General features: G+C 64.7%; 23 protein-coding genes. 8 read left to right on the forward strand and 15 right to left on the reverse strand.

The genetic code is table 11. The annotated features are described in order from the left end of the window. Nucleotides 1-31: 31 nt before the first annotated feature. Together OPU69_RS08630 and OPU69_RS08635 are read left to right on the forward strand one after the other, a co-directional pair. Nucleotides 32-1,435 carry an NAD(P)H-dependent flavin oxidoreductase gene (locus OPU69_RS08630; RefSeq protein WP_060977155.1) on the forward strand — a complete coding sequence of 468 codons (1,404 nt, stop codon included), beginning with the start codon at nt 32-34 and terminating at the stop codon, nt 1,433-1,435. A gap of 103 nt (nt 1,436-1,538) precedes the next feature. After that, nucleotides 1,539-2,699: an acyl-CoA dehydrogenase family protein gene (locus tag OPU69_RS08635; protein WP_498510392.1), complete on the forward strand. Its 1,161-nt coding sequence runs from the start codon at nt 1,539-1,541 to the stop codon at nt 2,697-2,699. Between the two features lie 25 nt (nt 2,700-2,724). Here the strand turns inward: OPU69_RS08635 and OPU69_RS08640 are convergent, their stop codons facing one another. Beyond that, a complete protein-coding gene (locus tag OPU69_RS08640) occupies nt 2,725-2,916 on the reverse strand; it encodes a hypothetical protein (RefSeq protein WP_060977153.1) in 192 nt (63 codons plus the stop codon). Nucleotides 2,917-3,136: 220 nt separating this feature from the next. Between OPU69_RS08640 and OPU69_RS08645 the strand changes: the two genes are divergently transcribed. Further along, entirely contained in the window at nt 3,137-4,330 is a 1,194-nt protein-coding gene (locus OPU69_RS08645; RefSeq protein ID WP_081097079.1) for a CaiB/BaiF CoA transferase family protein, read from the forward strand. 18 nt (nt 4,331-4,348) lie between these two features. Here OPU69_RS08645 and OPU69_RS08650 read toward each other — a convergent pair whose 3' ends face one another. The 4 genes from OPU69_RS08650 to OPU69_RS08665 all read right to left on the reverse strand — a co-directional run bounded on the left by OPU69_RS08650 (nt 4,349) and on the right by OPU69_RS08665 (nt 7,094). Beyond that, the gene (locus tag OPU69_RS08650) at nt 4,349-4,726 is read right to left on the reverse strand and encodes a PilZ domain-containing protein (protein ID WP_208597801.1); all 378 of its coding nucleotides are present in this window, start codon (nt 4,724-4,726) and stop codon (nt 4,349-4,351) included. Between the two features lie 128 nt (nt 4,727-4,854). Further along, nucleotides 4,855-5,319: an RNA polymerase-binding protein DksA gene (dksA, locus tag OPU69_RS08655; RefSeq protein WP_197418005.1), complete on the reverse strand. Its 465-nt coding sequence runs from the start codon at nt 5,317-5,319 to the stop codon at nt 4,855-4,857. A 656-nt stretch (nt 5,320-5,975) separates the two neighbouring features. Then, nucleotides 5,976-6,554, reverse strand: a complete 579-nt coding sequence (locus OPU69_RS08660; RefSeq protein ID WP_498510396.1) for a hypothetical protein — start codon at nt 6,552-6,554, stop codon at nt 5,976-5,978. 24 nt (nt 6,555-6,578) lie between these two features. After that, nucleotides 6,579-7,094: a hypothetical protein gene (locus OPU69_RS08665; protein ID WP_060977151.1), complete on the reverse strand. Its 516-nt coding sequence runs from the start codon at nt 7,092-7,094 to the stop codon at nt 6,579-6,581. Nucleotides 7,095-7,323: 229 nt separating this feature from the next. On the opposite strand from OPU69_RS08665, the gene serS reads away from it, so the two are divergent. Then, the gene (serS, locus tag OPU69_RS08670) at nt 7,324-8,595 is read left to right on the forward strand and encodes a serine--tRNA ligase (protein ID WP_498510398.1); all 1,272 of its coding nucleotides are present in this window, start codon (nt 7,324-7,326) and stop codon (nt 8,593-8,595) included. A 193-nt stretch (nt 8,596-8,788) separates the two neighbouring features. On the opposite strand, the gene OPU69_RS08675 is transcribed toward serS, so the two are convergent. The 4 genes from OPU69_RS08675 to OPU69_RS08690 all read right to left on the reverse strand — a co-directional run bounded on the left by OPU69_RS08675 (nt 8,789) and on the right by OPU69_RS08690 (nt 13,937). Continuing rightward, complete coding sequence (locus tag OPU69_RS08675; protein WP_498510400.1) at nt 8,789-11,182, reverse strand: TonB-dependent receptor; 2,394 nt, start codon at nt 11,180-11,182, stop codon at nt 8,789-8,791. 148 nt (nt 11,183-11,330) lie between these two features. Continuing rightward, nucleotides 11,331-11,705, reverse strand: coding sequence for a hypothetical protein (locus OPU69_RS08680; protein ID WP_498510402.1), 375 nt, complete (start codon nt 11,703-11,705; stop codon nt 11,331-11,333). 25 nt (nt 11,706-11,730) lie between these two features. Further along, nucleotides 11,731-12,720 carry an aldo/keto reductase gene (locus OPU69_RS08685; RefSeq protein WP_060977148.1) on the reverse strand — a complete coding sequence of 330 codons (990 nt, stop codon included), beginning with the start codon at nt 12,718-12,720 and terminating at the stop codon, nt 11,731-11,733. Beyond that, nucleotides 12,717-13,937, reverse strand: a complete 1,221-nt coding sequence (locus OPU69_RS08690) for a dicarboxylate/amino acid:cation symporter (RefSeq protein ID WP_498510404.1) — start codon at nt 13,935-13,937, stop codon at nt 12,717-12,719. Before OPU69_RS08690 ends, OPU69_RS08685 begins: the two co-directional genes overlap by 4 nt. 253 nt (nt 13,938-14,190) lie before the next feature. On the opposite strand from OPU69_RS08690, the gene glmM reads away from it, so the two are divergent. The 4 genes from glmM to OPU69_RS08710 all read left to right on the forward strand — a co-directional run bounded on the left by glmM (nt 14,191) and on the right by OPU69_RS08710 (nt 17,642). Continuing rightward, nucleotides 14,191-15,534 (forward strand): phosphoglucosamine mutase, encoded by a 1,344-nt coding sequence (gene glmM, locus OPU69_RS08695; RefSeq protein WP_060977146.1) that lies wholly within the window; start codon nt 14,191-14,193, stop codon nt 15,532-15,534. Next, the gene (locus OPU69_RS08700) at nt 15,534-15,764 is read left to right on the forward strand and encodes a DUF1272 domain-containing protein (protein WP_060977145.1); all 231 of its coding nucleotides are present in this window, start codon (nt 15,534-15,536) and stop codon (nt 15,762-15,764) included. Before glmM ends, OPU69_RS08700 begins: the two co-directional genes overlap by 1 nt. Next, a complete protein-coding gene (gene thiD, locus OPU69_RS08705) occupies nt 15,757-16,905 on the forward strand; it encodes a bifunctional hydroxymethylpyrimidine kinase/phosphomethylpyrimidine kinase (protein WP_498510407.1) in 1,149 nt (382 codons plus the stop codon). Before OPU69_RS08700 ends, thiD begins: the two co-directional genes overlap by 8 nt. Before the next feature lie 113 nt (nt 16,906-17,018). Next, complete coding sequence (locus OPU69_RS08710) at nt 17,019-17,642, forward strand: superoxide dismutase (protein ID WP_498510409.1); 624 nt, start codon at nt 17,019-17,021, stop codon at nt 17,640-17,642. A 95-nt stretch (nt 17,643-17,737) separates the two neighbouring features. Here the strand turns inward: OPU69_RS08710 and OPU69_RS08715 are convergent, their stop codons facing one another. The 6 genes from OPU69_RS08715 to dapF form a co-directional block, all read right to left on the reverse strand. After that, on the reverse strand, nt 17,738-18,379 hold the full coding sequence (locus tag OPU69_RS08715) for a hypothetical protein (protein WP_156439035.1): 642 nt from the start codon (nt 18,377-18,379) through the stop codon (nt 17,738-17,740). After that, nucleotides 18,364-18,792, reverse strand: a complete 429-nt coding sequence (locus OPU69_RS08720; protein WP_498510411.1) for a hypothetical protein — start codon at nt 18,790-18,792, stop codon at nt 18,364-18,366. Before OPU69_RS08720 ends, OPU69_RS08715 begins: the two co-directional genes overlap by 16 nt. A 124-nt stretch (nt 18,793-18,916) precedes the next feature. Beyond that, on the reverse strand, nt 18,917-19,576 hold the full coding sequence (locus tag OPU69_RS08725; RefSeq protein WP_231729285.1) for an inner membrane-spanning protein YciB: 660 nt from the start codon (nt 19,574-19,576) through the stop codon (nt 18,917-18,919). Next, on the reverse strand, nt 19,573-20,499 hold the full coding sequence (ftsY, locus tag OPU69_RS08730) for a signal recognition particle-docking protein FtsY (protein WP_023836455.1): 927 nt from the start codon (nt 20,497-20,499) through the stop codon (nt 19,573-19,575). The genes OPU69_RS08725 and ftsY overlap by 4 nt, the downstream gene beginning before the upstream one ends. After that, the gene (mtaB, locus tag OPU69_RS08735; protein ID WP_498510414.1) at nt 20,496-21,770 is read right to left on the reverse strand and encodes a tRNA (N(6)-L-threonylcarbamoyladenosine(37)-C(2))-methylthiotransferase MtaB; all 1,275 of its coding nucleotides are present in this window, start codon (nt 21,768-21,770) and stop codon (nt 20,496-20,498) included. Before mtaB ends, ftsY begins: the two co-directional genes overlap by 4 nt. Before the next feature lie 5 nt (nt 21,771-21,775). Continuing rightward, nucleotides 21,776-22,570 carry a diaminopimelate epimerase gene (dapF, locus tag OPU69_RS08740; protein WP_060977139.1) on the reverse strand — a complete coding sequence of 265 codons (795 nt, stop codon included), beginning with the start codon at nt 22,568-22,570 and terminating at the stop codon, nt 21,776-21,778. Between the last annotated feature and the right edge of the window lie 36 nt (nt 22,571-22,606).

The following is a 22,606-nucleotide window of genomic DNA, read 5'->3' on the forward strand; positions in this document are numbered from 1 at the left end:
TACCGGCATGGGGCAAAGTGGGAGCGGATACGTGTTCAAGGGTTTGAAGCCGATCATCTATGGCGGACGCGAGGTCTGGCCGTTGATCGAGGGCGGCAAGGGGGTTTCCGCCACCAATCACGCCAGTTCGGGCGCCTGGGCCGCAGCGGGCGGCATTGGTACGGTGTCGGCGGTCAATGCCGACAGCTATGACGAAAACGGCAATGTCATCCCGCAAATCTATCACGGCCGCACCCGCGCCGAACGGCACCAGGAACTGATCCGTTATGGCATCGAAGGCGGTGTCGCGCAGGTCAAGCGCGCGTTCGAGATCGCCGGCGGCCAGGGCGCGATCAACATCAACGTGCTTTGGGAAATGGGCGGCGCGCAGCAAATCCTGCACGGCATCCTTGAGCGCACGCGCGGCATGGTCGCGGGCGTGACCTGCGGTGCGGGCATGCCCTACAAGCTGTCCGAGATCGCCGCGCAGTACAACGTCAACTACCTGCCGATCATCAGCTCTGCTCGCGCCTTTCGTGCGCTGTGGAAGCGCGCCTATCACAAGGTCAGCGAACTGATGGCCGCGGTGGTCTATGAGGACCCCTGGCTCGCGGGAGGGCATAACGGCCTTTCCAATGCCGAAGATCCGCGCCAGCCGCAGGATCCCTATCCGCGCGTCAAGGCGCTGCGCGATACGATGCGCGCCGAGGGCATTTCGGACGATGTTCCGATCATCATGGCCGGCGGCGTCTGGTATCTGCGCGACTGGGAGCACTGGATCGACAATCCCGAGCTCGGCCAGATCGCGTTCCAGTATGGCACCCGCCCGCTGCTGACGCAGGAAAGCCCGATCCCGCAAAAGTGGAAGGACGAGCTGACCAAGATCCAGGAAGGCGATGTGCTGCTCCAGCGCTTCAGTCCGACCGGCTTCTATTCGAGCGCGGTGCGCAACCCGTTCCTCCAGTTGCTGGAAGCTCGGTCAGAGCGACAGATTCCCTTCTCGACCGAAATGGCGGGCGAACATACCGCGCAGCTTGATTGCGGCGTGAAGGGCAAGAATTTCTGGGTCGCCCCTGCCGATCTCGATCGCGCGCGTCGCTGGGATGCGCAGGGCTTTACCACTGCGCTCAAGACGCCCGACAACACCCTGGTCTTCGTGACCCCCGAGGAACGCGCCGAAATCCGCAAGGACCAGACCGATTGCATGGGCTGTCTGTCGCATTGCGCGTTCTCGTCGTGGAAGGACCATGACAACAACTCGACTGGCTATCTCGCCGATCCGCGCAGCTTCTGCATCCAGAAGGCGCTGCAGAATATCGCGCATGGCGACGACCCGGACAAGAACCTGATGTTCGCAGGCCATGCCGCCTATAATTTCGGTACTGACCCCTTCTATTCCAACGGTTTCGTGCCGACGGTGAAGCAGCTTGTTGATCGCATCCTGACCGGCGACTGACCGCAATCCGGCCCGCATCACGGCCTGACAGAACTGGGCATTGACGCGGGCCCGTTTCTCCCGCATCCCGTTGTTAACCGGACGATTAACACGGGGTGTGGAGATGGATTTCAGCCTTTCGGACGAGCAGGTGGCGCTGCGCGATACGGTGCGCCGGTTTGCGCAGGCCGAGCTGCTGCCCCTGGCCGCAGAGCTGGAACGCGACAACCGCCCGGTCCCGCGCGATATGGTGCGCCGCTATGCCGAAATGGGCTTGCTCGGCATCAACACGCCCGAAGCGCTGGGCGGGCTCGGCCTATCCAATCTCGACGCGCTGATCGTGCTCGAAGAGCTGGCCAAGGTCAGCTCCGCCGTGGCCTTTCCTGTGTTCGAGGCGTGCGTTGGCCCAGTGCGGGCGATCCAGCATTTCGCTCCTGAGGCGCTCAAGCAGCGCATCGTGCCAAAGGTCTGCGCGGGCGAGATGATTGTTGCGGTGTCGATGTCCGAACCGGCGGCTGGCACCGCGCTTACCGACCTCACGACGCGCGGCGTGATCGCCGATGGCAGGGTGACCATCAACGGCACCAAGCGCTGGTGCTCGGGCGGCGGGCATTCGGACGCTTATCTGGTCTATACCCGCCTGTCCGACGCGCCGGGCGCCAAGGGCATCGGCGCGGTGCTGGTGGAGAAGGGCTCGCCCGGCCTCAGCTTCGGCCAGCCCGAGACGCTGATGGGTTTTCGCGGCGTGCCTTCGGCCGATCTGATGTTCGACGATTGCGTGGTGCCCGAAGGCAATATCGTGGTGCCTGCTGGCGGATTTGCCAAGCTGATGGAAGCGTTCGACCTCGAGCGCTGCGGCAATGCCACCATGGCGCTGGGGCAGGCCTCGGGTGCGCTGGAAGACGTGCTCGCCTATGTCCAGGAGCGGCAGCAGTTCGGCAAGCCGCTGGTCGACTTCCAGGCGGTGCAGATGAAGCTTGCCGAAATGCAGATCGAGGTCGAGGCGGCCAGGTTGCTGATCTGGCGCGCGGCGGCCAATTCGGACCAGGGCCTGCCGTCGATCCTCGACAGCTCGTCGGCCAAGTGTTTCGCCAACCAGATCGCGCGCTCGGTAACCGGCAATGCCGTCCAGCTGATGGGCGGCTATGGCTATTCCACCCAATATCCCATGGAACGCCGCATGCGCGACGCCTGGGGCTGGGGCATTGCCGGTGGTGCTATCGATATCCAGAAGGTCAATATCGCCAGCGCGATGGTGGGTCGTCGCTTCGACCAAAGGCGGTGATGCGATGAGCCCTGGCCTGCCCGCCTCAGCCGAAACGCGACTTGGCCTTGCGCAGCAGGCGCGCCCAGTGCTTGCGGTCACGGTCGCGCAGCTTGGTATCGTCGGCTCGTGCCTGCAGCACGTTCAGGATATCATCGCCATAGCGCTTGAACATATTGTCCAGGTCGCGCGCGTCCTTGCTGCGCTGTTCAGCGCTTTCAAACAGTCCCAATATCATAAAGCCCCCAACGGGAACGGATGCGACTCGTCGTACGAAACCGAAACACCCCTTCCGGCGCCGCGGACATTAGCTCCACAATGGTGTTATTCGCAACGGGCAAGTCGGACCGAAATGGCGCATTTCCTGGGATTCGGTCCCGATTTTGAACGATTTTACGACCGATGTGCCCCTAAAGTGACAGTCGATATGACAGTAATCAGCAAGGAGGAATGCCCAAGTGGCTGAAGCAATCTGGACGATAGGCGAAACTGCGGCGACCGGGCCGCTGGCCGGGGTGCGCGTTCTGGACATGTCGAGCGTTGTCATGGGGCCGCTGGCAACGATGATGCTGGCCGATATGGGCGCGGACGTCATCAAGGTGGAAAACAAGGGCGGCACCCATGCCGGCGACATGATGCGTTATGCCGGATCCTCGCCGACCGGTGATCTGGGGCCGATCTTCATGGCGCTCAACCGCAACAAGAAGTCGGTGACGATCGACGGGCGCGAAGAGCTGGGCAAGGCACAGCTCGAAACGCTGCTGCGCGAGGCGGACGTGTTCTTCCACAATGTCCGCATGGCGGGCATGGCGCGGCTTGGGCTCGATTATGAATCGGTCAAGGCGATCAACCCGAATATCATCTACATCCATTGCTGCGGCTATGGCGCCGATGGCCCCTATGGCAAGCGCCAGGCCTATGACGATCTGGTCCAGGCGGCATCGGGCTGGGCCGATCTCTATGCCAAGCGATCGGATGGTCCGCCGAGCTACACCCCGTCGCTGGTCGCGGACAAGACGGTGGGGCTGTTCGCCACGATCGCGACTCTCGCTGCTGTGGTGCACCGTCAGCGTACGGGCGAGGGGCAGTTCGTATCGGTGCCGATGTTCGAATGCTTCACTTTCTTCAACATGGTGGAGAACCTGTACGGCCAGACTTTCCCCGGCGATGGCAAGTTCGGCTATACCCGGTCGATCAACCCGCGGCGCAGGCCCTATCCGACCAAGGACGGCTTTATCGCCATCGTTCCCTATGTCGACCGGCAATGGGCCCGATTCTTCGAGATCGGGGGACGGCCGGGCGTGTTCGAGGATCCGCGCTTTTCAACCTATGAGGAGCGCACCAAGCACACAGGCGACCTCTATGCGATCATCGAGGAGGTCGCGGCGACCAAGACCACCGACGAATGGGTCGAACTGCTCGACAAGGAAGACATTCCGGCAATGCGGTTCAATCCGATCGAGAAGGTGCCCGACGATCCGCATCTCAAGGCCACCGGCTTCTTCATGGACATGGCAGCGCCGCATATCGGACCCTATCGCACGCTGCGCCATCCAATCGCGTTCACCGGCAGCCCGGCCAATCAGCGGCTGGCCCCGCAGAGCATCGGCGCGCAGAACGGCGAACTGCCGAGCGCGGCAAATGATGGGTAAGGAGAGGGTGCCCGGGCGTCAGCGCTGACGCGGATAGGACGGGCTATAGGCATCAAGCACCCGCAGGAAGCGCGGCGTTTCCTGCGTGGTACCCACCGGCTTGCGGGCGAGCTTGGGATTGATCTGCCGATCGAAGGCGACGCCGAATTTCTCGCTGCGCACCCAGGCAATCTGCCCGCGAACATGGCCGATATTGCGCAGTTCGACGACGATGCGTTGGCCCTGGGCCACCTCGAGCTCCGATTCGACCATCATGCCGCCGCTGGAGAGATTGCGGACCTTGACCTTGTGCCGCTCGCCGCTGTCTTCCAGCGTGAGTTCGGCGAGCAGGAACAGGCTGTCTCTCGCACGGCTCTCCTGAACATCGAGAGATTTCGGGCTGACAGGCATATTCATCGGTCTGGCTTCCAGCGGGACAAGAGAGGCAGTTCCCCCCAATATGGAGGGAAGCGATGCACGCCTCTCTTATAGCGCCAAGAGTGTCGCCAATTGGTTAACCGGTGGCTGCCGGGGCGGGACCGACGTCAGTCGTCGCGAGAGATTTTCTCACGGCGTTCATGCGCTTCCTGCGCCTCGACCGTCATCGTCGCGATGGGGCGGGCGACCAGCCGGCCCAGGCCGATCGGCTCGCCTGTGACCTCGCAATAGCCATATTCGCCCTCGTCGATCCGGCGCAGCGCGGAATCGATCTTGGCGATGAGCTTGCGCTGCCGGTCGCGGGTGCGCAGTTCGATGCCCCAATCGGTCTCGCTCGACGCGCGATCGTTAAGGTCGGGCTCGCGCATCGGGCCGTCCTGCAGCTGCTGCAGCGTGTCCTTGGACGCGGCCAGGATGGAGCGCTTCCATTCCTGCAAAAGCGTACGGAAATATTCCAGCTGGCGCGGGGACATATAGTCCTCGTCGGGCGATGGAAAATAATCGCCCGCGATGTTCCTGCGCGCCTTAGCCAGCACATCGATGTCATCGATAGCCGTGGAGATGGACGCCATTGAATGCTCCCGGTGGTGTTTGCAGCACCGCCGCTCCGCGCCCAGATCAGGCACGTCCCGTCGGCCTTTGGTTGCAGCGGCCTATAGCCACCGGCTTGGGGGCATACAAGCGGCAAAAACCTTAGAATCAGGGACTAATCGACGCTTTTTCGGACACATGTGTGCAGGCCGTACCGTCAATGCCAAATCCGGCCCTGCCAGCCGCCGTGGTCGATAGCATCGGTTAATTTTGCGCCGTTTTTCGGTTTCAAATCGGGACAGCAGGTGCCCGAAGCCCGGCAATTGCGCAAATTTTTGTCGCGCGGCTGGTCAAATCAAGGTTAACACCATTGAGATTAATGCTTTGTTCTGGCTTGCGTTGCATATCGTTACGCCGACCCCGGCTCCTGGTGCTTGCTCCACGGGCCCCGGAATGGCCCCAGGTCTGAGAGAGAAAACACAATGTCTGTACGGATGGCCCTGGCAAAACTGTGTGCCTGCACTTGCGGCGGAGCGATCATCGGTGGTGGCGCTGTCCATGTCGCCGACACCCCGCCTGCCCAGGTCAAGCAATATCGCCAGACGAAGACGACCAAGCCGATTCGCGGTCGTCAGATGGCCAAGGCACCGGTCCGCAAGGTCAAGCGCGCGCGCCGGATGGTTGCCCGCACGCCGGTTCAGGCCACGCCCCAGGTCGTGACCGTGACGACGCAGCAGGCGCCGATCCCGCTGCCTCTGCCCGCGTATCCGCAGCAGGATTCGGGTGGCTTCTCGGGCGGCGGTGGCGGCTTCCCCGTGGTCGTCGGTGGCGGCCTTGGCGGTTTCGGCGGTGGCTTTGGCGGCGGTTTCTTCGGCGGCTTCTTTGGTGGCGGCGGCGGTGGCGGCGGCAGCGTCGTGATCTCGTCGACCGGATCGACCAGCACCTCGACCGGCGGCTTTACCAGCACCGGCGGATCGACCAGCACCTCGACCGGTGGTTTCACCAGCACGGGCGGCTCGACCAGCACCTCGTCGGGCAACATCTCGACGGGTGGTATCTCGACCTCGACCGGCGGCGTGAGCACGTCGACCGGCGGCGTTTCGACCTCCACGGGTGGCGTTTCGACCTCGACGGGCGGCGTCAGCACGTCCTCGGGCAATGTTTCCTCGTCTTCGGGCAATGTCAGCTCGTCCAGCTCCTCGTCGTCCTCTTCCTCGTCGAGCTCGTCCTCGTCCAGTTCCTCCTCTTCGAGTTCGTCCTCGTCAGGCGGCGACAAGCCCGGCTATCCCGGCAAGCCCGGTCACCCGGGCAAGCCTGGCGGTTCCAGCGGTTCGTCGGGCTCGTCGGGTTCTAGCGGTTCCTCGGGCTCGTCGGGCTCGAGCGGTTCCTCGGGCTCCAGCGGCTCGTCCTCGTCGTCGTCGAGCAGCTCTTCCAGCTCGTCGACCAGCAGCGGTTCTTCGGGTTCGAGCGGTTCGACAGGGTCCACGGGTTCGACCGGATCGTCAGGCTCTACTGGGTCGAGCGGATCGACCGGGTCCTCGGGTTCGAGCGGTTCGAGCGGTTCGTCCTCGTCGTCGAGCAGCTCCAGCTCGTCCAGTTCCACCTCGTCCAGCACCTCTTCGGGTGCTACCTCGAGCAGCACCTCGTCGAGCTTTGGCGGCACCAGCACCGGGTCGAGCACCAGCACCGGCTCCTCGGGTTCGTCGAGCTCCAGTTCGTCGTCTTCGTCTTCCTCCTCGTCGAGCACCTCTTCGGGTTCGAGCGGTGGTCCGCCGCCGCCCGATGGCGGCACCGACGTGCCTGCGCCGCCGGCCATCCTGCTCTTCGGTGCAGGTGCGGTTGCACTGGCAGCGCGTCGCCGCTTCGCCAAGCGCAAGGAAGACGCAAAGCGCAACGCGGCCTGATCGGCCCGGCAGCGACCGTCACCGCTGCCCGCCATCGACCGTTAGCGGAAAGGGCGATCCCTTGGGGTCGCCCTTTTTGCATGGACAGGCGCACGATTGCGGATTGCATCGGGGCGGGCGGGCAGGGCATAGGCTCAGCCCATGCACGACATCAAATTCATCCGCGAAAACCCCGAAGCCTTTGACGCAGCGCTGGTCCGCAAGGGGCAGCCGCCGGTCGCAGCCGAAATCATCGCGCTCGACGCCAAGCGGCGCGAGGCGCTGAACGAATCGCAGGCGGCGCAGGCACGGCGCAACGAGGCGTCGAAGCTGATCGGCCAGGCGATGGCGCAGAAGGATGCGGCAAAGGCCGAGGCGCTCAAGGCGGAGGTGGCCGAGCTCAAGACCCGGCTGAGCGAGCTCGAGGAGCAGGCGCGCGCAGGCGATGCCGCGCTGGCCGAGCGGCTCGCCGCGCTTCCCAATCTGCCTGCTGCCGATGTGCCCGATGGCGAAGACGAGACCGGCAATGTCGAACTCGTCCGCTGGGGCGATCAGCCGCAGTTCGATTTCGAGCCCAAGGAACATGCCGATATCGGGCCTGCACTCGGCATGGATTTTGAGACGGCGGCCAAGATTTCCGGCGCGCGCTTCACCTTCCTGCGCGGCGGCATCGCGCGGATGAACAGGGCGCTCGGCCAGTTCATGCTCGATGCCCAGGTCGCGCGAGGCTATGCCGAATGCGCGACACCCTATCTGGTGCGCGACGAGGCCGTGTTCGGCGTGGGCCAGCTGCCCAAGTTCGCCGAGGACCTGTTCCAGACCACCGACGGCCGCTGGCTGATCTCGACCTCCGAGGTCAGTCTCACCAACAGCGTGCGCGAGCAGATCCTCAGCGCCGCCGAGCTTCCGATCCGGCTCACCGCACTGACGCCGTGCTTCCGTTCGGAAGCGGGCTCTGCCGGGCGCGATACGCGCGGCCTCATCCGCCAGCACCAGTTCGAGAAGGTGGAGCTGGTCACCATCGCCGCGCCCGACCAATCCGAGGCCGAGCACGAGCGCATGTGCGCCGCATCCGAGGCGATCCTGCAGGCGCTGGGGTTGCCCTATCGCAAGATGCTGCTGTGCGCGGGCGATATGGGCCAGGCGAGCCGCAAGACCTATGACCTCGAGGTCTGGCTGCCCGGACAGAATGCCTATCGCGAGATCGCCAGCATCTCGAACTGCGGCGACTATCAGGCGCGGCGGATGAACACCCGCTACCGCCCCGAGGGCGAGAAGGGCACCGAGTTCGTCCACACGCTCAACGGCTCGGCGCTGGCGATCGGGCGGACCTTGGTCGCGATCGTGGAGAATTACCAGCAGGCCGATGGCTCGGTCCGCGTGCCGGAAGTGCTGGTGCCCTATATGGGGGGCATCACAGCCCTCACGCCTTAAAATCCTTTCCTCCCCCTCGATGGGGGAGGCAGCGAAGACTTGGCAGCTTGCTGCCTATGTCGCAGCGGTGGGGTGAGGGTGTCGGTCGGAAGCCAGCAGCAGATCATTCCAACCGAATCACGATCCCGAAAGATCACCCCCACCCAACCCTCCCCCATCGAAGGGGAGGGCTTTTCACGTCAACACGCAGCAATCAGAACTTCGCCGCGACCTGGACGCCATAGAGACGCGGCTCGCCCGCGATGAAGGTTGCGGTGCCGAATGCGCCGCCGGTATTGCCTGCGTCGATCAGATAGTCCTCGTCGGTGAGGTTGCGGGCAAAGGCGGTGATTTCATAGCGACCTTCGTCGAAGCGAATGCCAGCGCGGGCATTGATCAGCACATAGCCGTTTTCGCTCAAGCGCTCGCTGTTCGGGATTTCGAAGAACTGCTTGCTCGAATAGGTGACCGTCGGGAAGAAGAACAGCTCGGCAGTGTCGCCCACCGGCAGCGTCACGTCGATGCCTGCCGCCGCCTTGTGCTTGGACTGCAGGCGGAAACGGTTGTCCTGGAATGCCGGATTGGGCGATTCGATCTTGGCATCGATATAGGCATAGTTGGCGAACAGGCGGACGTTGTTGCCGATCCGCAGCGCGCCTTCGACTTCCACGCCGAAATTGCCGGCATTGCCTGCGTTGACCGGCACGGTCTGGCCCTGCTGGTTGAAGAAGCTGGTCTGGAAGTTCGAATAATCCTGGTAGAAGGCGCCGATCGAGCCCGAGAATCCGCCGAACGTCGCCTTGACGCCGCCCTCGTAGTTCCAGATCTTTTCTTCTGCCACGAGCGTGAAATTGGGCACCGGCCCAGCCGCCGTCGCGCTGGCGCTGAGGTTCAGCACCGGCGAGCGGCGGCCCTTGGAGATGGTGGCATAGACGTTCACATCGTCGGTGACGCGGTACAATGCGTTGAAGCGCGGCAGCCAGGCATCGAAATTGTCGCGGACGCGGAACACCTGGCCTGCGGTATCGACCGCGCCGAGCAGCGAGACGCCGCGCACGCCCAAGGAGGCGAAGATCTGGCTGCCGGGCTGCACGGCCGTATAGGTCGAGGCGCGCTCCTCGTAGAGATAGCGCACGCCCGCCGACAGCTCGAACCGGTCGGAAATGTCGAAGGTCAGATCGGCAAAGGCCGAATAGACCGTGTTCTTGCCGCCATTGGTGAAGGTGCTGCTATAAGGCAGTACGGTCGCCGCGCCGCGCGTCAGGATCGCGGTGGCATTGCGCGCCGGATTCGGGCTGTTGAGCGCGGCGCAGGTCGAGGCGCCGGGTACGCCGAGCACTGCGGCGACATTGTTGCGCACCGGCGCAAAGGCAGGGAAGGGCGCGCAGCTGATATAGGTGCCCTCATCGGTCAGGAACGGCACGGCCTGCGTGCCCTCTTCATGAAACACGTTGAAGCCGAAAAAGCCGCGCAGCCGGTCGCTGTCATAGGCGAAGCGGGTCTCGTGGCTCATCTGCTCGCCCTGTGCGTCCTCGGCAAATTCGAGGAAGAACAATGCGGTGCCGTCGGCGTCGAAGGTCTCGAGGCTGTCGAACTTGCGATAGCCGGTGATCGAGGTCAGCGACCAGCCATCGCCCATGGGCGTCTGGAAGGTGACGCTGGCATCATAGACCTCGCGGTTGAGTCCGAGCTTGGGCAGGCCCAGGATCGCGCGGCTGAGATCGGCCGGCGCGCCGCCCAGTTCGGCGAACGTGTACGGGCTGGTGGTGCCGCCGGTGGGCGCGATCGAACCGGACTTGAACGCGGTGCCGGGGTTGCGCTGCTGCTCGTAGTTGAACACGAAATCCATCGTGCTCTCGGCGGTCGGCCAGATGCGCAGCGATCCGCGAATGGCGAACTGGTCGATGCCGTTGAGATCCGCCTGAGCGTTGCCGGTGGTGCGCGCCGAAGTCGTGCCGGGCTCGCCTGCGATGTTGCGGACATAGCCGTCGCGCTTCTTGTAGGACGCAGCGATGCGCCCGGCGATCTTGTCGTTGCCGACATTGATCATCGCGCGGCCCTCATAAAGGTTGAAATTGCCGTAGCTGCCGCGCAGGTCGGCGGAGAAACCCGGCTCGGGCTTGGCAGTAATGACCGAGATCGCGCCGATGGTCGCGGCGGTGCCGAACAGCGTTGCCTGCGGGCCCTTGACCACCTCCACCCGGTCGATGTCGAACAGGTCGAAATACGATCCGCGCGAGCGCGAGACGTCGATGCCGTTGAGGTAGATGGTGACGCGCGGCGCGATCTGCGCGCTGCCCGAATCCGAAGTGATGCCGCGGATGACGAAGCCGGGATTGTTCGCGCTCTGCTCCTGAATGTTGAGCCCGGGAATATAGGCGGACAGCTCGTCGAACTCGTCAATGCCGATCTTGTCCATCTGCTCGCCATTGATCGCCGAGACGGTCAGCGGCACGTCCTGGATCGACTGCTCGCGCTTCTGTGCGGTGACGATGATGGTGTTGTCGCTGCCGCTCTCGGCATCGGCCTGATCCTGGGCGAGCGCAGGGCTGGCCGACAGGGCGATGGCGAGTGAGAGCATCGAGACGCGAAGGGGGAAACGGGGCATTGCACATGTCCTCAGATTGAGTGGAATGCGCGCCCTCTGCATCCGAGCGGCGTCTTTTGTGCGTCGCAACAATTACAGATTGATGGCGTTTCGGAATTCGTTTTGTAACATCGCGACAATCGCCCGGCGGACGCGACGGAAGGTGCTACTACTGTCTTTTGCGAGCGCGAAGCTGCTTGCTGATGGGAAACAGCACCAGGGCTGGCACCCAGATCACGGCCCATAGCACCGCAAACAGCGCAATCTCGTTCAGATCGTTATGCAACAGCAACCGGGGGCTGTGGAACAGATAGGTTCCCCAGCATTTGCGGCGGCATTCGATGCCATAGGCTTCCGGCCAGCCGGTCAGGTCCGAGAAATGCAGATAAAGCGCGAGCTCTACCGCGCCCAGCCCGACCAGTCCTGCCGCCATGAGAGCCACTTGCATCCAAGACAGCTTGACGGCGGCGGTCTCACCGGGCGGGCCGGATGGTGCACGATCGCCGGTTTCGGAATCTGGCGGCGGACTGTCCGGTGTGTTCATCGACCGATGTCGCGCGCGAATGGGTTCAGAGCCGGACCATCTTCATGCCCATTTCGCCATAGCGCGCTCCGGCGGTCGATCCGGGCGGCGCGGCGGCATCGAGCGCGTCGAGATCGGCAGCGCTCAGCGACACGTTCACGGCGGCCATCGAATCCTCGAGCGTGGCACGGCGCTTCGACCCCGGGATCGGCACGATATCCTCGCCCTGGGCGAGCAGCCAGGCGAGCGCGATCTGCGCAGGCGAGACGCGGTGCGCGACGGCGATCTGCTCGACCACATCGACCACGCCCATGTTGATCGCGAAATTCTCTTCCGAATAGCGCGGATCGTTGAGGCGATAGTCGCCTTCGGGCAGATCCGAACGTTGGCTGATCAGGCCGGTCAGGAAGCCGCGGCCCAGCGGGCTGTAGGGGACGAAGCCGATGCCGAGATCCTGGCACAAGGGCAGGATCTCCTCTTCCACCCCGCGCTCCCAGAGCGAATATTCGCTTTGCAGCGCGGTGATCGGGTGCGTGGCGTCGGCGCGGCGGATGGTGTCGGCGCCTGCCTCTGACAGGCCGAGATAGCGCACCTTGCCTTCTTCGACGAGCCGCGACATCGCCCCGATCGTCTCCTCGATCGGCACATTGGGATCGACGCGGTGCTGGTAGTAAAGGTCGATCGTGTCGATGCCGAGGCGCTTCAACGAACCCTCGCAAGCGCGACGCACATTCTCGGGGCTCGAATCGACGCCGCGATAGCCGCCGTCCTCGATCCGGAAGCCGAACTTGGTGGCAATCACCAGCCGGTCGCGGCGGCCCTTGATGGCTTGTCCCAGCAACTCTTCGTTGACATAGGGGCCATAGACTTCGGCGGTGTCGAAGAACGTGACGCCCAGTTCGATCGCGCGTTCGAGCGTGGCGATGGACTCGCGATGATCGGCCTTGCCGTACATCGCCGCTCCGATGCCCGCCATCGGCATGCAGCCCAGGCCCAGCGCCGAAACCTGCAGCCCGCCCAGTTTGCGATAGATCATTTTTTGTCTCCTTCGGCGCGGGCAATAGTCGTCGTCACCGCCATGTCCATGGTTACATTACTCAAGGTGCGCATGATATCGGGGAAGACTTCGATCGCCAACAAAAGTGCCAGCGGTTCGACCGGCACGCCCATGGCAATGCAGATCGGTGCGATCGAACTGATGAAGCTGATCGATCCGGGCAGCGACACCGCGCCCATGGTGGTGATCGCGGCGGCGGCGACGCCGGCGGCCAGGGCCACCGGACCGAGCTCCACGCCCATCAGATGCGCGACATAGATGGCGACGGCCAGGTTCATGCACGGACCCGTCGCGCGGAACAATGCGACCGCGATCGGCAGAACGACATCGGCAATGCGCTCGCCGACGCCGAGCGCGCGCACCCCGGTGAGCATCGCCGGCAACGAGGCGAGCGAGGATTGCGTCGAGATCGCCACCGCCTGGGCCGGGATCGATGCCCGCAGGAAGGCGAGGGGATTGACCCGGCCACCGATCCAGGCGAGCGCGAAGCCCGATATCCACACGACACCGCCGACGCTGGTGACCGTCAGCACATAATGGCCGAGCGCGCCGAACGCGGCGACACCCGCGCGCGAGCCGACCACCAGCCCGAGCGCGAACACGCCGATCGGCGCGAGCGCGAGCACCCAGCCGATCAGGATGATCATCGCATCGGCAATCGCCGCGAACAGGCCCTGCACCGGCGCACGCTGCTCCGGTGAGAGCCGGGTCAGCGCAAAGGCGAAGGCGAGAGTGAAGATGATGAGCGGCAGGATGGCGTCATTGGCAGCAGCGGCGACCGGATTGGTAGGCACCAGCGCGCGCAGGAATTCGGTAAAGGGGGGCACCTCGCCGGTCGGCTGGGCGGTAGCGAGCGCCCCTCTCAGCGCGGCGCGCGCGGCCTCGGGCAGCGGAAAGGCGGCCAGCAGCGCGGGGGTAACGACCGCCGCCATTGCGGCCGACGCCCAGAGCAGCACGATCATCGTCGCGATCGCGCGCACCGTGAGCCGTCCGGCGCTTGCCATTTGCGCGGTGCGAAGGATGCCGGTGACCAGCAGCGTGACCACCAGCGGCACGACGGTCATCTGCAGCCCGCGCAGCCAGAGCGACCCGACCACGTCCGCGCCATCGACCAGCCCCGGCGCATTGCCGCCGATCGCCATCCCCAGCGCAATGCCGACGGCCAGAGCACCCAGGACCAGAAGGGTTTTCAACATTCAGTCAGGGCCCTTGTATCTTCATGATTCTGTTTGGTTCGCGATCCTGATTTCTTATGAACACGGATTGCGCGATCCGTCACCCTGAAGTTGATCCAGGGTCCATTTCGCCTCTCGCGGCTTTGGCTGCGGGGGCGCGGTGGATGCTGGAACGGGTCCAGCATGACGGGATTTGACATGACCGCTGGCGACAGAGTTGGCAAGTCCCGGCCCAATCCGCTAAGCCGCGAAAAAACCAGGCAGGGGTTCACGCGTGACACGCAAGTTTTTCGGCACCGACGGTATCAGGGGACGCACCAATCAGGGTTTCATGACCGCAGCGATGGCCATGGCGGTAGGCCAGGCCGCGGGCGCGCATTTCCTGCGCGGCAGCCACAAGCACCGCGTCGTCATCGGCAAGGATACCCGGCTTTCGGGTTACATGATGGAGAATGCGCTGGTCGCGGGCTTCACCAGCGTCGGCATGGACGTGGTGCTGGTGGGGCCAATGCCGACACCGGCGGTCGCCCTGCTGACCCGCTCGATGCGCGCGGACCTGGGCGTGATGATCTCGGCCAGCCACAACCCGTTCCAGGATAACGGCATCAAGCTGTTCGGTCCCGATGGCTTCAAGCTCTCCGACGAGGACGAGATGCAGATCGAGGCGATGCTCGAAGCGGGCAATCCGCAGCTCGCCGCGTCTGAAGCCATTGGCCGCGCCCGCCGGATCGAGGACGCGCGCGGTCGCTACATCCACGCGGTCAAGGCCTCGCTGCCCGATCAGGTGCGCCTGGACGGCCTCAAGATCGTCGTCGATTGCGCGCACGGCGCCGCCTATCAGGTCGCGCCTTCCGCCTTCTGGGAGCTGGGCGCGGAGGTGATCGCGATCGGCGTCAATCCCAACGGGCTCAACATCAACGACCGGGTCGGTTCGACCCATGTCGAGGCGATGCAGGAGCGGGTCGTTGCCTCGGGCGCGGATATCGGCATCGCGCTCGATGGCGATGCCGACCGGCTGATCGTGGTCGACGAGAAGGGCACCATCGTCGATGGCGACCAGATCATGGCGCTGATCGGCGGAAGCTGGGCGCGCCAGGGGCGGCTGCGCGGCGGCGGCGTGGTCGCGACGGTGATGTCGAACTTGGGGCTGGAACGCTATCTCAAGGGCCAGGGGCTCGAGCTTGTCCGCACCAAGGTGGGCGACCGTTATGTGCTCGGCGCGATGCGCGCGGGCGGTTACAATGTCGGCGGCGAACAATCGGGGCATATGATCCTGACCGACCATGCCACCACCGGCGACGGCACGGTCGCAGCGCTGCAGGTGCTGGCCGAGCTGGTGCGCGAGGGCAAACCGGCAAGCGAGCTGCTCCATCTGTTCGATCCGGTGCCGCAGCTGCTCAAGAATGTGCGCTTCTCGGGCGGCAAGCCGCTGGAAAACCCCAAGGTGCAGAAGGTCATCGCCGATGCCGATGAGGAACTGCGGGGCAAGGGGCGGCTGGTCATCCGGCCGTCGGGCACCGAGCCCGTCATCCGCGTGATGGCCGAAGGCGACGATGCCGCGCAGGTCGAAGCGGTGGTCGACCGCATCTGCGCGGTCGTGGCGGAGGTGGCGCTCTGATGCTGGAAATGCGCCCCGATTGCGAACGCTGCGGTGCGGATACGCCAGCGCAGGACCCTGGCGCGTTCATCTGCTCGTTCGAATGCACCTTCTGCGCGGAATGCGCCGAGGAGCTCGACGACCGCTGCCCCAATTGCGGCGGCGAGCTGGTCGACCGCCCGGTTCGCCCCAAGAAGCTGCTCGAGAAATTCCCCGGCTCGACCGAGCGCAAGTTTACGCAGCATGGGTGAACGGCCCGCGCGCGTCCTGACCATCGCAGGCTCCGATTCCGGCGGCGGCGCGGGCATTCAGGCCGATATCAAGACCATCACCATGCTGGGCGGTCATGCGATGACCGCGATCACCGCGATCACCGCGCAGAATTCGCGCGGGGTCGATACGGTGCAGGTGCTGGACGCCGACATGGTCATCGCCCAGATCGACGCGGTGGCGCGCGATTTCGGGCTCGATGCGATCAAGATCGGCATGCTGGGCTCGCCTGCGATCGCCGAGGCGCTGGCGGATTGGCTTGTCGCGCACCCCGGCATTCCTGTCATCTTCGATCCGGTGATGATTGCTTCCAGCGGGGCGGTGCTCGCCGATCCCGCCACGATTGCGGCGTTCAGGCGGCTGATCGCCTGCGCCACGCTCGTCACGCCCAACTTGCCCGAACTCGCGGCTTTGGGCGGCGAGGCGGCGGTGCTCGACCGGGCGCCCGCGCTGCTGATCAAGGGCGGGCATGCGGGGGGCGAGACCGTCACCGACCGGCTGGTAACCCGCGAGGGCGAGGTGGCGCGCTGGAGCGATCCGCGCATCGACAGTCCGCACAGCCACGGCACCGGTTGCACGCTCTCCAGCGCTATCGCGACGCTGCTGGGGCAGGGTGCCCCGATGGAAGCCGCGATCGAGCGCGCGCGCCTGTTCGTGCGGCTGGCGCTGCGCGATGCGCCAGGACTGGTCGAGGCGAACGGTCCGATGGGGCATTTGGCGGTGCGCAACGATGCGCTCGCCCCCGGCTGGCATCTCAACCAGGTGACGCTGGGCGCGGCCGATTATGCCACGTCGGTGGCCTTCTACCGCGCGCTGGGCCTCACCCAGATCGTCGACAGCCCGGACAATGGCTATGCCAGGTTTCAGGCGGACAATGGCGCAACGCTCTCGATCCATGTCGGCGAACCTGCGGGCGGGGCCATGGTCTATCTCGAATGCGCCGATCTCGACGTGCGCGTCACCGCGCTCGCCTCGGAAGGCTTCGCCATCGACCAGTTTCCGCGAGACGAAAGCTGGGGCTGGCGCGAGGCGCGGCTGAGCGATCCGGCGGGCAATGTGCTGTGCCTCTATTTCGGCGGCGAGAACCGGCGCTATCCGCCTTGGCGCATCGCAACCGAATGAGGTGCTTCCCGTAATTGCGGGAACCCCGCGCATTGACCCTTTACCCGGCTACGCAATTGCCCATATGCGTTGCGGCAATCGTTCCAACGCTTTTCCAAAACAGGAGATGACCCATGGCTTTCGTGCTTCCCCCGCTCCCCTTTGACAAGACCGCCTTTGGCGACGTGATGTCGGCGGAAACCTTCGACTATCACCACGGCAAGCATCACAATGCCTATGTCGGCAAGGCGAACGACATGGTGAAGGGCACGGACCTGGAAGGCGCGAGCCTCTCCAAGGTGATCGTCGCCGCGAAGGAAAAGGGCAACAAGGGCCTGTTCAACAACGCTGCGCAGATCTGGAACCACACCTTCTTCTGGCACTGCCTCAGCCCCGAAGGCCAGTCGATCCCCGGCTCGCTCGAAGAGCGCATCAAGGCCGATTTCGGCTCGGTCGCCGATTTCAAGGACAAGCTGAAGGCCGAGGCCGTCGGCCATTTCGGCAGCGGCTGGGCCTGGCTGGTGCTGAACGGCGACAAGCTGGAAATCACCTCGCTGCACGACGCGGACTCGCCGGTCGCGCACGAAGGCATGAAGCCGCTGTTGACGCTCGATGTGTGGGAACACGCCTATTATATCGACTATCGCAACGCCCGCCCGGATTACCTGTCGACCGTGCTCGACAAGGCGATCAACTGGGAATTCGTCGCGCAGAACCTCGACGGCAAGGGCACCGAGCGCGCCGACCAGGAAGGTTGATCGCTCGGGTCCAATAGCCTAGCTTGCAGTTTGGACAGCAAGCCAGGCCTGGAATATTGCGGGGCTACGACGATGTCGCAGCCCCGTTTTCCATTTCAGGGCTTGGTGCTGGTGGGGACGCGATATGCAACGAACTCATCGCCCAGGCACTGAAAGGTTGCACCGTTTGCCGGTTGCCAGCCTTCCAGTTGCGCAGACAGCTGGGGATAGGCCGCAGCAAATTGCTGGCGCGTCCCTTCCAGGTCCGCAGAATAGCGCATGGCATTGCGTCGCCCTCCGTCCGCCATCTTCTCCAGCGCGAGCATCTCGAAGTCGCCGATATAGGTGACGCTGCCCGGCTCGACGCGAAAGTGCGGCGCGCCGAGGCAGAAGACGTCGGTATAGGTCATGTTGAACGTCCGGCCTGCCAGCACGTAATCGCCCGCGGGGACAATCGCCACGCGCAGCGCCTTTTCGCCCTTCTTCCCGCCGAAAACCGTATAGCTGTACGTGATCTTGGTGCCGACCGGCTTGCCCTGTGCGTCCAGCGCGACCTTCCTGGTGGCCGGGTCATAGCGGTAGAACAGGATACGGTTGTCGCCCACCATGCCCAGCGCATGGGGACGCAGCACGATCATCGCCTCATTGGCTGCGGGCACGGGTCCTTCTGGCTTCTTGAGGTCGACCTGATCGGAAAGCTGCGCCATGGCCGGGGTGGCCAGCGCAAGGCTGAACAGGGCCATCAGTTCTTTTGCCATAGCGCCGGCTCCGCATAGTCGTTGTGCCAGGTGCGCAGCAGGCTGCCGCGTGCCGGCTTTTCGGCGCCGACCAGAATGGCGAGCTCAGCGTTGCGCTCAGCCTGTGGCAAGGCCTTCCACGCCCAGCCTTCCTCGCGCGTCATCGCATAGAGGTTCCAGCCGCGGATCAGCATGCAGTTTTCCGTGTTGATCCGCTTCTGGTCGCCATCGGCCAGCGCACCGCCAAGGACCGCGGCGATACCGCCCGCAAGAACGTCAATGGTGTTGATCTGTGATTCGGCGCCGCTCGCAAGCTTCCGACAGCTTTCGGTCTCGCGCGTCGCAAGTTCGGCAGTTGCTCCGGGCTTGTTGAAGAAAAAGCCGTTGCCGCGATCGACTTTGGGCGATGCCCAACCCGATGTCGGCACACACACGACCAAAAGGGATGCAAATATAAAGAGCTTGTTGGCCATCCTCATCATTCCAGCATGATCGCATTGCACCGATCATCGGACCGGCTCGCGATTCCTTGTTGTTCCGAGGCCGCAGCGCGCTCTTTTAATCTTTCGCTTCAGCACCTTCAAGCGCCAGGCCATGCTTCATCAGCATCGGGATCTGGCTCATCGCGAACAGGAAGGACAAGGCGGTGACGCCCCAGACCTTGACCGTTAGCCAGGTCTCGAAGGTCAGGAACTGGCGCAGGCCCTCGTTGATCAGCGCCATGACGACGAAGAACAGCCCCCAGTTGCGCGAGAGCTTGAGCCAGCCGGTCTCGTCCAGCCCGTCATAGGCGGCTTGCAGCAGGTAGCGCAGCAGCGGCTTGCCCATCATCCAGCCGCCGAGCAGCAGCGCGGCAAAGCCCGAATAGATGATCGTCGGCTTGATCTGGATGAAGCGTTCGTCGTTGAAATAGACCGTCAGCGCGCCGAAGCCGACGACCAGCACCGCGCTCAGCCACAGCATCGGCGACACGCGGCCCAGCCGCCATTTCGACACCGCCACCGCGACCAGGATCGCGAGCATGAACGCGAGCGTCCCATTGATCGCCGCACGGGTGCTGGCGAGCGCCGCGCCGTCGCTCTGGGTCAGCTTGAACACCGCGAAGAACACCAGCAGCGGGCCGAAATCGAGCAGCAGCGGCAGCAGGCTGCCCTCGGACTTTTTCTTCGGCACGGCCACGGCTTCGGCGGCGGCAGTCTGCGGCATTTCCTCGCTCACTTGGTGCCTCCGGCGATGACATGCGCGAGATATTCGGGATCGAAGGGCCTGAGGTCGTCGATCGTCTCGCCCACGCCGATCGCGTGGATGGGCAGGCCGAATTTCTCTGCCGCTGCCACCAATATGCCGCCGCGCGCGGTGCCATCGAGTTTCGTCATCACGAGCCCTGTAACGCCCGCCACCTCCTTGAACGTTTCGATCTGCGACAGGGCGTTCTGCCCGTTGGTCGCATCGAGCACCAGCACCACGTCATGCGGGGCTTCGGGGTTGAGGCGGCCCAGCACGCGGCGAATCTTGGCGAGTTCGTCCATCAACTCGCGCTTGTTCTGCAACCGGCCTGCGGTATCGACGATCAGCACATCGATGCCGGTGGCGGTCGCCTGTTTGACCGCATCGAACACGATGCCCGCCGCGTCGCCGCCTTCCTTGCCGCTGACGATGGGAATGCCCAGCCGCTCGGCCCACACCTTGAGCTGGCCGATCGCGGCGGCGCGGAAGGTGTCTCCCGCCGCCAGCATCACGCCATAATCCTGTTCCTGGAACAGATGCGCCAGCTTGGCGATGGTCGTGGTCTTGCCCGATCCGTTGACGCCGATCACCAGGATGACCTGCGGGCGCGGAAAGGCGATGATGTCGAGCGGCTCGGCCACCGTGCGCAGCGACTTGGCGATTTCCTCGCCGACAATCTCGCGCAAGCCATCCTCGTCGAGCCCGCGCTCGAACCGGCCTTCGGAAAGCCGCGCGCGGACCTTGCCTGCCATCTGTGGCCCCAGATCGCTGACGATCAGCGCTTCCTCGATCTCGTCGAGCTGGTCCTCGTCGAGCCGCGACTTGGTGACCAGCCCCGTCAGGTTCTGGGTCAGCTTGTCGGACGTCTTGCGAAAGCCGCCCAGCAGGCGCTCGCTCCAGCTGCCCTCGCTCATGTTTCAATCTCCGCTGTCAGCATGTCGCCGCTCTGTCCCGTGATCGCCACTGGCACGATCCGCCCGATATGGGAAGGATCGGGTGCGGGCAAAGCGATGCGCACGAAATTCTCGCCATGGCCGGTGCGCCCGTCGCGCTCGACCAGCAGGTTCTGCCGGGTGCCGACCAGCGAGGCGCGCCAGCGCGCGGCCCGCGCTTGGGCAGCAGCGCGCATCTTTGCGGCGCGCGCCTTGACCAGCGCACGATCGAGCTGCGGCATCCGCGCGGCAGGCGTGCCAGCGCGGGGGCTGAACGGGAAGATATGGCCGTGGACGACGTCGCAGGCGTCGAGGATCGAGAGGTTGTTGGCGTGCATCGCCGCATCTTCGGTGGGGAAGCCCGCGATGAGGTCAGCGCCGATGGCGATCTCGGGCCGCTTCGCCTTCATCCGCTCGACCAGCGCAATCGCCTGCGCGCGGCTGTGGCGGCGCTTCATGCGCTTGAGGATCATGTCGTCGCCCGATTGCAGCGACAGGTGGACATGCGGCATGATACGCGGCTCGCCGGTGATCAGCTCGAACAGCCGGTCGTCCACCTCCACCCCGTCGAGCGACGAGAGGCGCAGGCGCTTCAGGTTGGGCACGAGCTTGAGCACGCGTTCGATCAGGAGCCCAAGGCTCGGCGATCCGGGCAGGTCGGGGCCATAGCTGGTTACGTCTACCCCGGTCAGCACCACTTCCGCATAGCCCGTATCGACCAGCGCGCGCACCGCATCGACAACGGCCCCTGCGGGCACCGACCGGCTGTTCCCCCGGCCATAGGGGATGATGCAGAAGGTGCAGCGATGGTCGCACCCGTTCTGCACCTCGACGAACGCGCGGGCATGTTCGGCAAAGCTGGTGACCATGTGCGGCGCGGTCTGGCGCACGGCCATGATGTCGGAGACACGGGCCTTGGCATTGGCGCGCGGATCGAAGCTCGTAGCATCGAGCTTGTCGATATTCCCCAGCACCCGGTCTACCTCGGGCATCGCGGCGAACATCGCGGGGTCGGTCTGCGCCGCGCACCCCGTCACCACGACCTGGGCATCGGGCCGCGCCTTGCGCGCCTTGCGGATCGCCTGGCGGGTCTGGCGCACCGCCTCGTTGGTCACCGCGCAGCTGTTGATCACCACCACGTTGTCGCGCCCTGAAAGAAGCGCGCGCATCGCCTCGCCCTCGGCAATGTTGAGGCGGCAGCCCATCGAGATGATCTCGGGGCCGGCACGGGCAGGGGCGGCGGTATCGGCCATGATCGTCAGAGGTCGATCTCGCCGGTAAAGACATGGGTGGTGGGGCCGGTCATCTGCACACGGCCGCCAGGCTGCCAGTCGATGATCAGCGTGCCGCCGGGCAGGTGGACGGGCACCGGTCCGGTCACCAGCTTGCGGCGAATCGCGGCGACGGCGGTAGCGCACGCGCCCGTTCCGCAGGCCTGGGTCAGCCCTGCGCCGCGCTCCCAGACCCGCAGGTGCAGGCCATCGTCTGCGAGATGCGCGACGTTGACGTTGACGCGTGCGGGAAAGAGCGGGTCATGCTCGATGATCGGGCCCAGCCGGTCGAGCTCGACGGCATGGGCATCGGGCACGAAGAAGATGACGTGCGGATTGCCCATGCTGACCGCGACAGGATCGGCCAGCTCTTCCCAGCCCACCGGCATGGTCAGCGTGTCCATGGCATAGGCCAGCGGAATGGCGTTCCAGTCGAGGCCCGGCGGACCCATGTCGATGGTCACGGCACCATCGGCCATCGTCCCGCCGAGCAGACCCGCAGCGGTCTCGATCGTGACATCGCGCCCCGCCAGCGCGACGACGCAGCGCGTGGCATTGCCGCAGGCTGCGGCCTCGCTGCCGTCCTGGTTGAAGATCTGCATGAAGAAATCGGCGCGCTGCGAGGGTCGCATCACGATCAGCTGGTCGCAGCCGATGCCGCGATGCCGGTCGGACAGCGCGCGCGCCTGCTCGCCGCTCAGCGCGAGATCGTGGCTCCGCGCATCGAAAATGACGAAGTCATTGCCGAGCCCGTGCATCTTGTGGAAGCGGTGTTTCGCCATGGCGGCGCTTTAACGCGGGTGCGCCCGCGAGGGAAG

The sequence above is a fragment of the Blastomonas sp. 34TW genome (assembly GCF_059803595.1).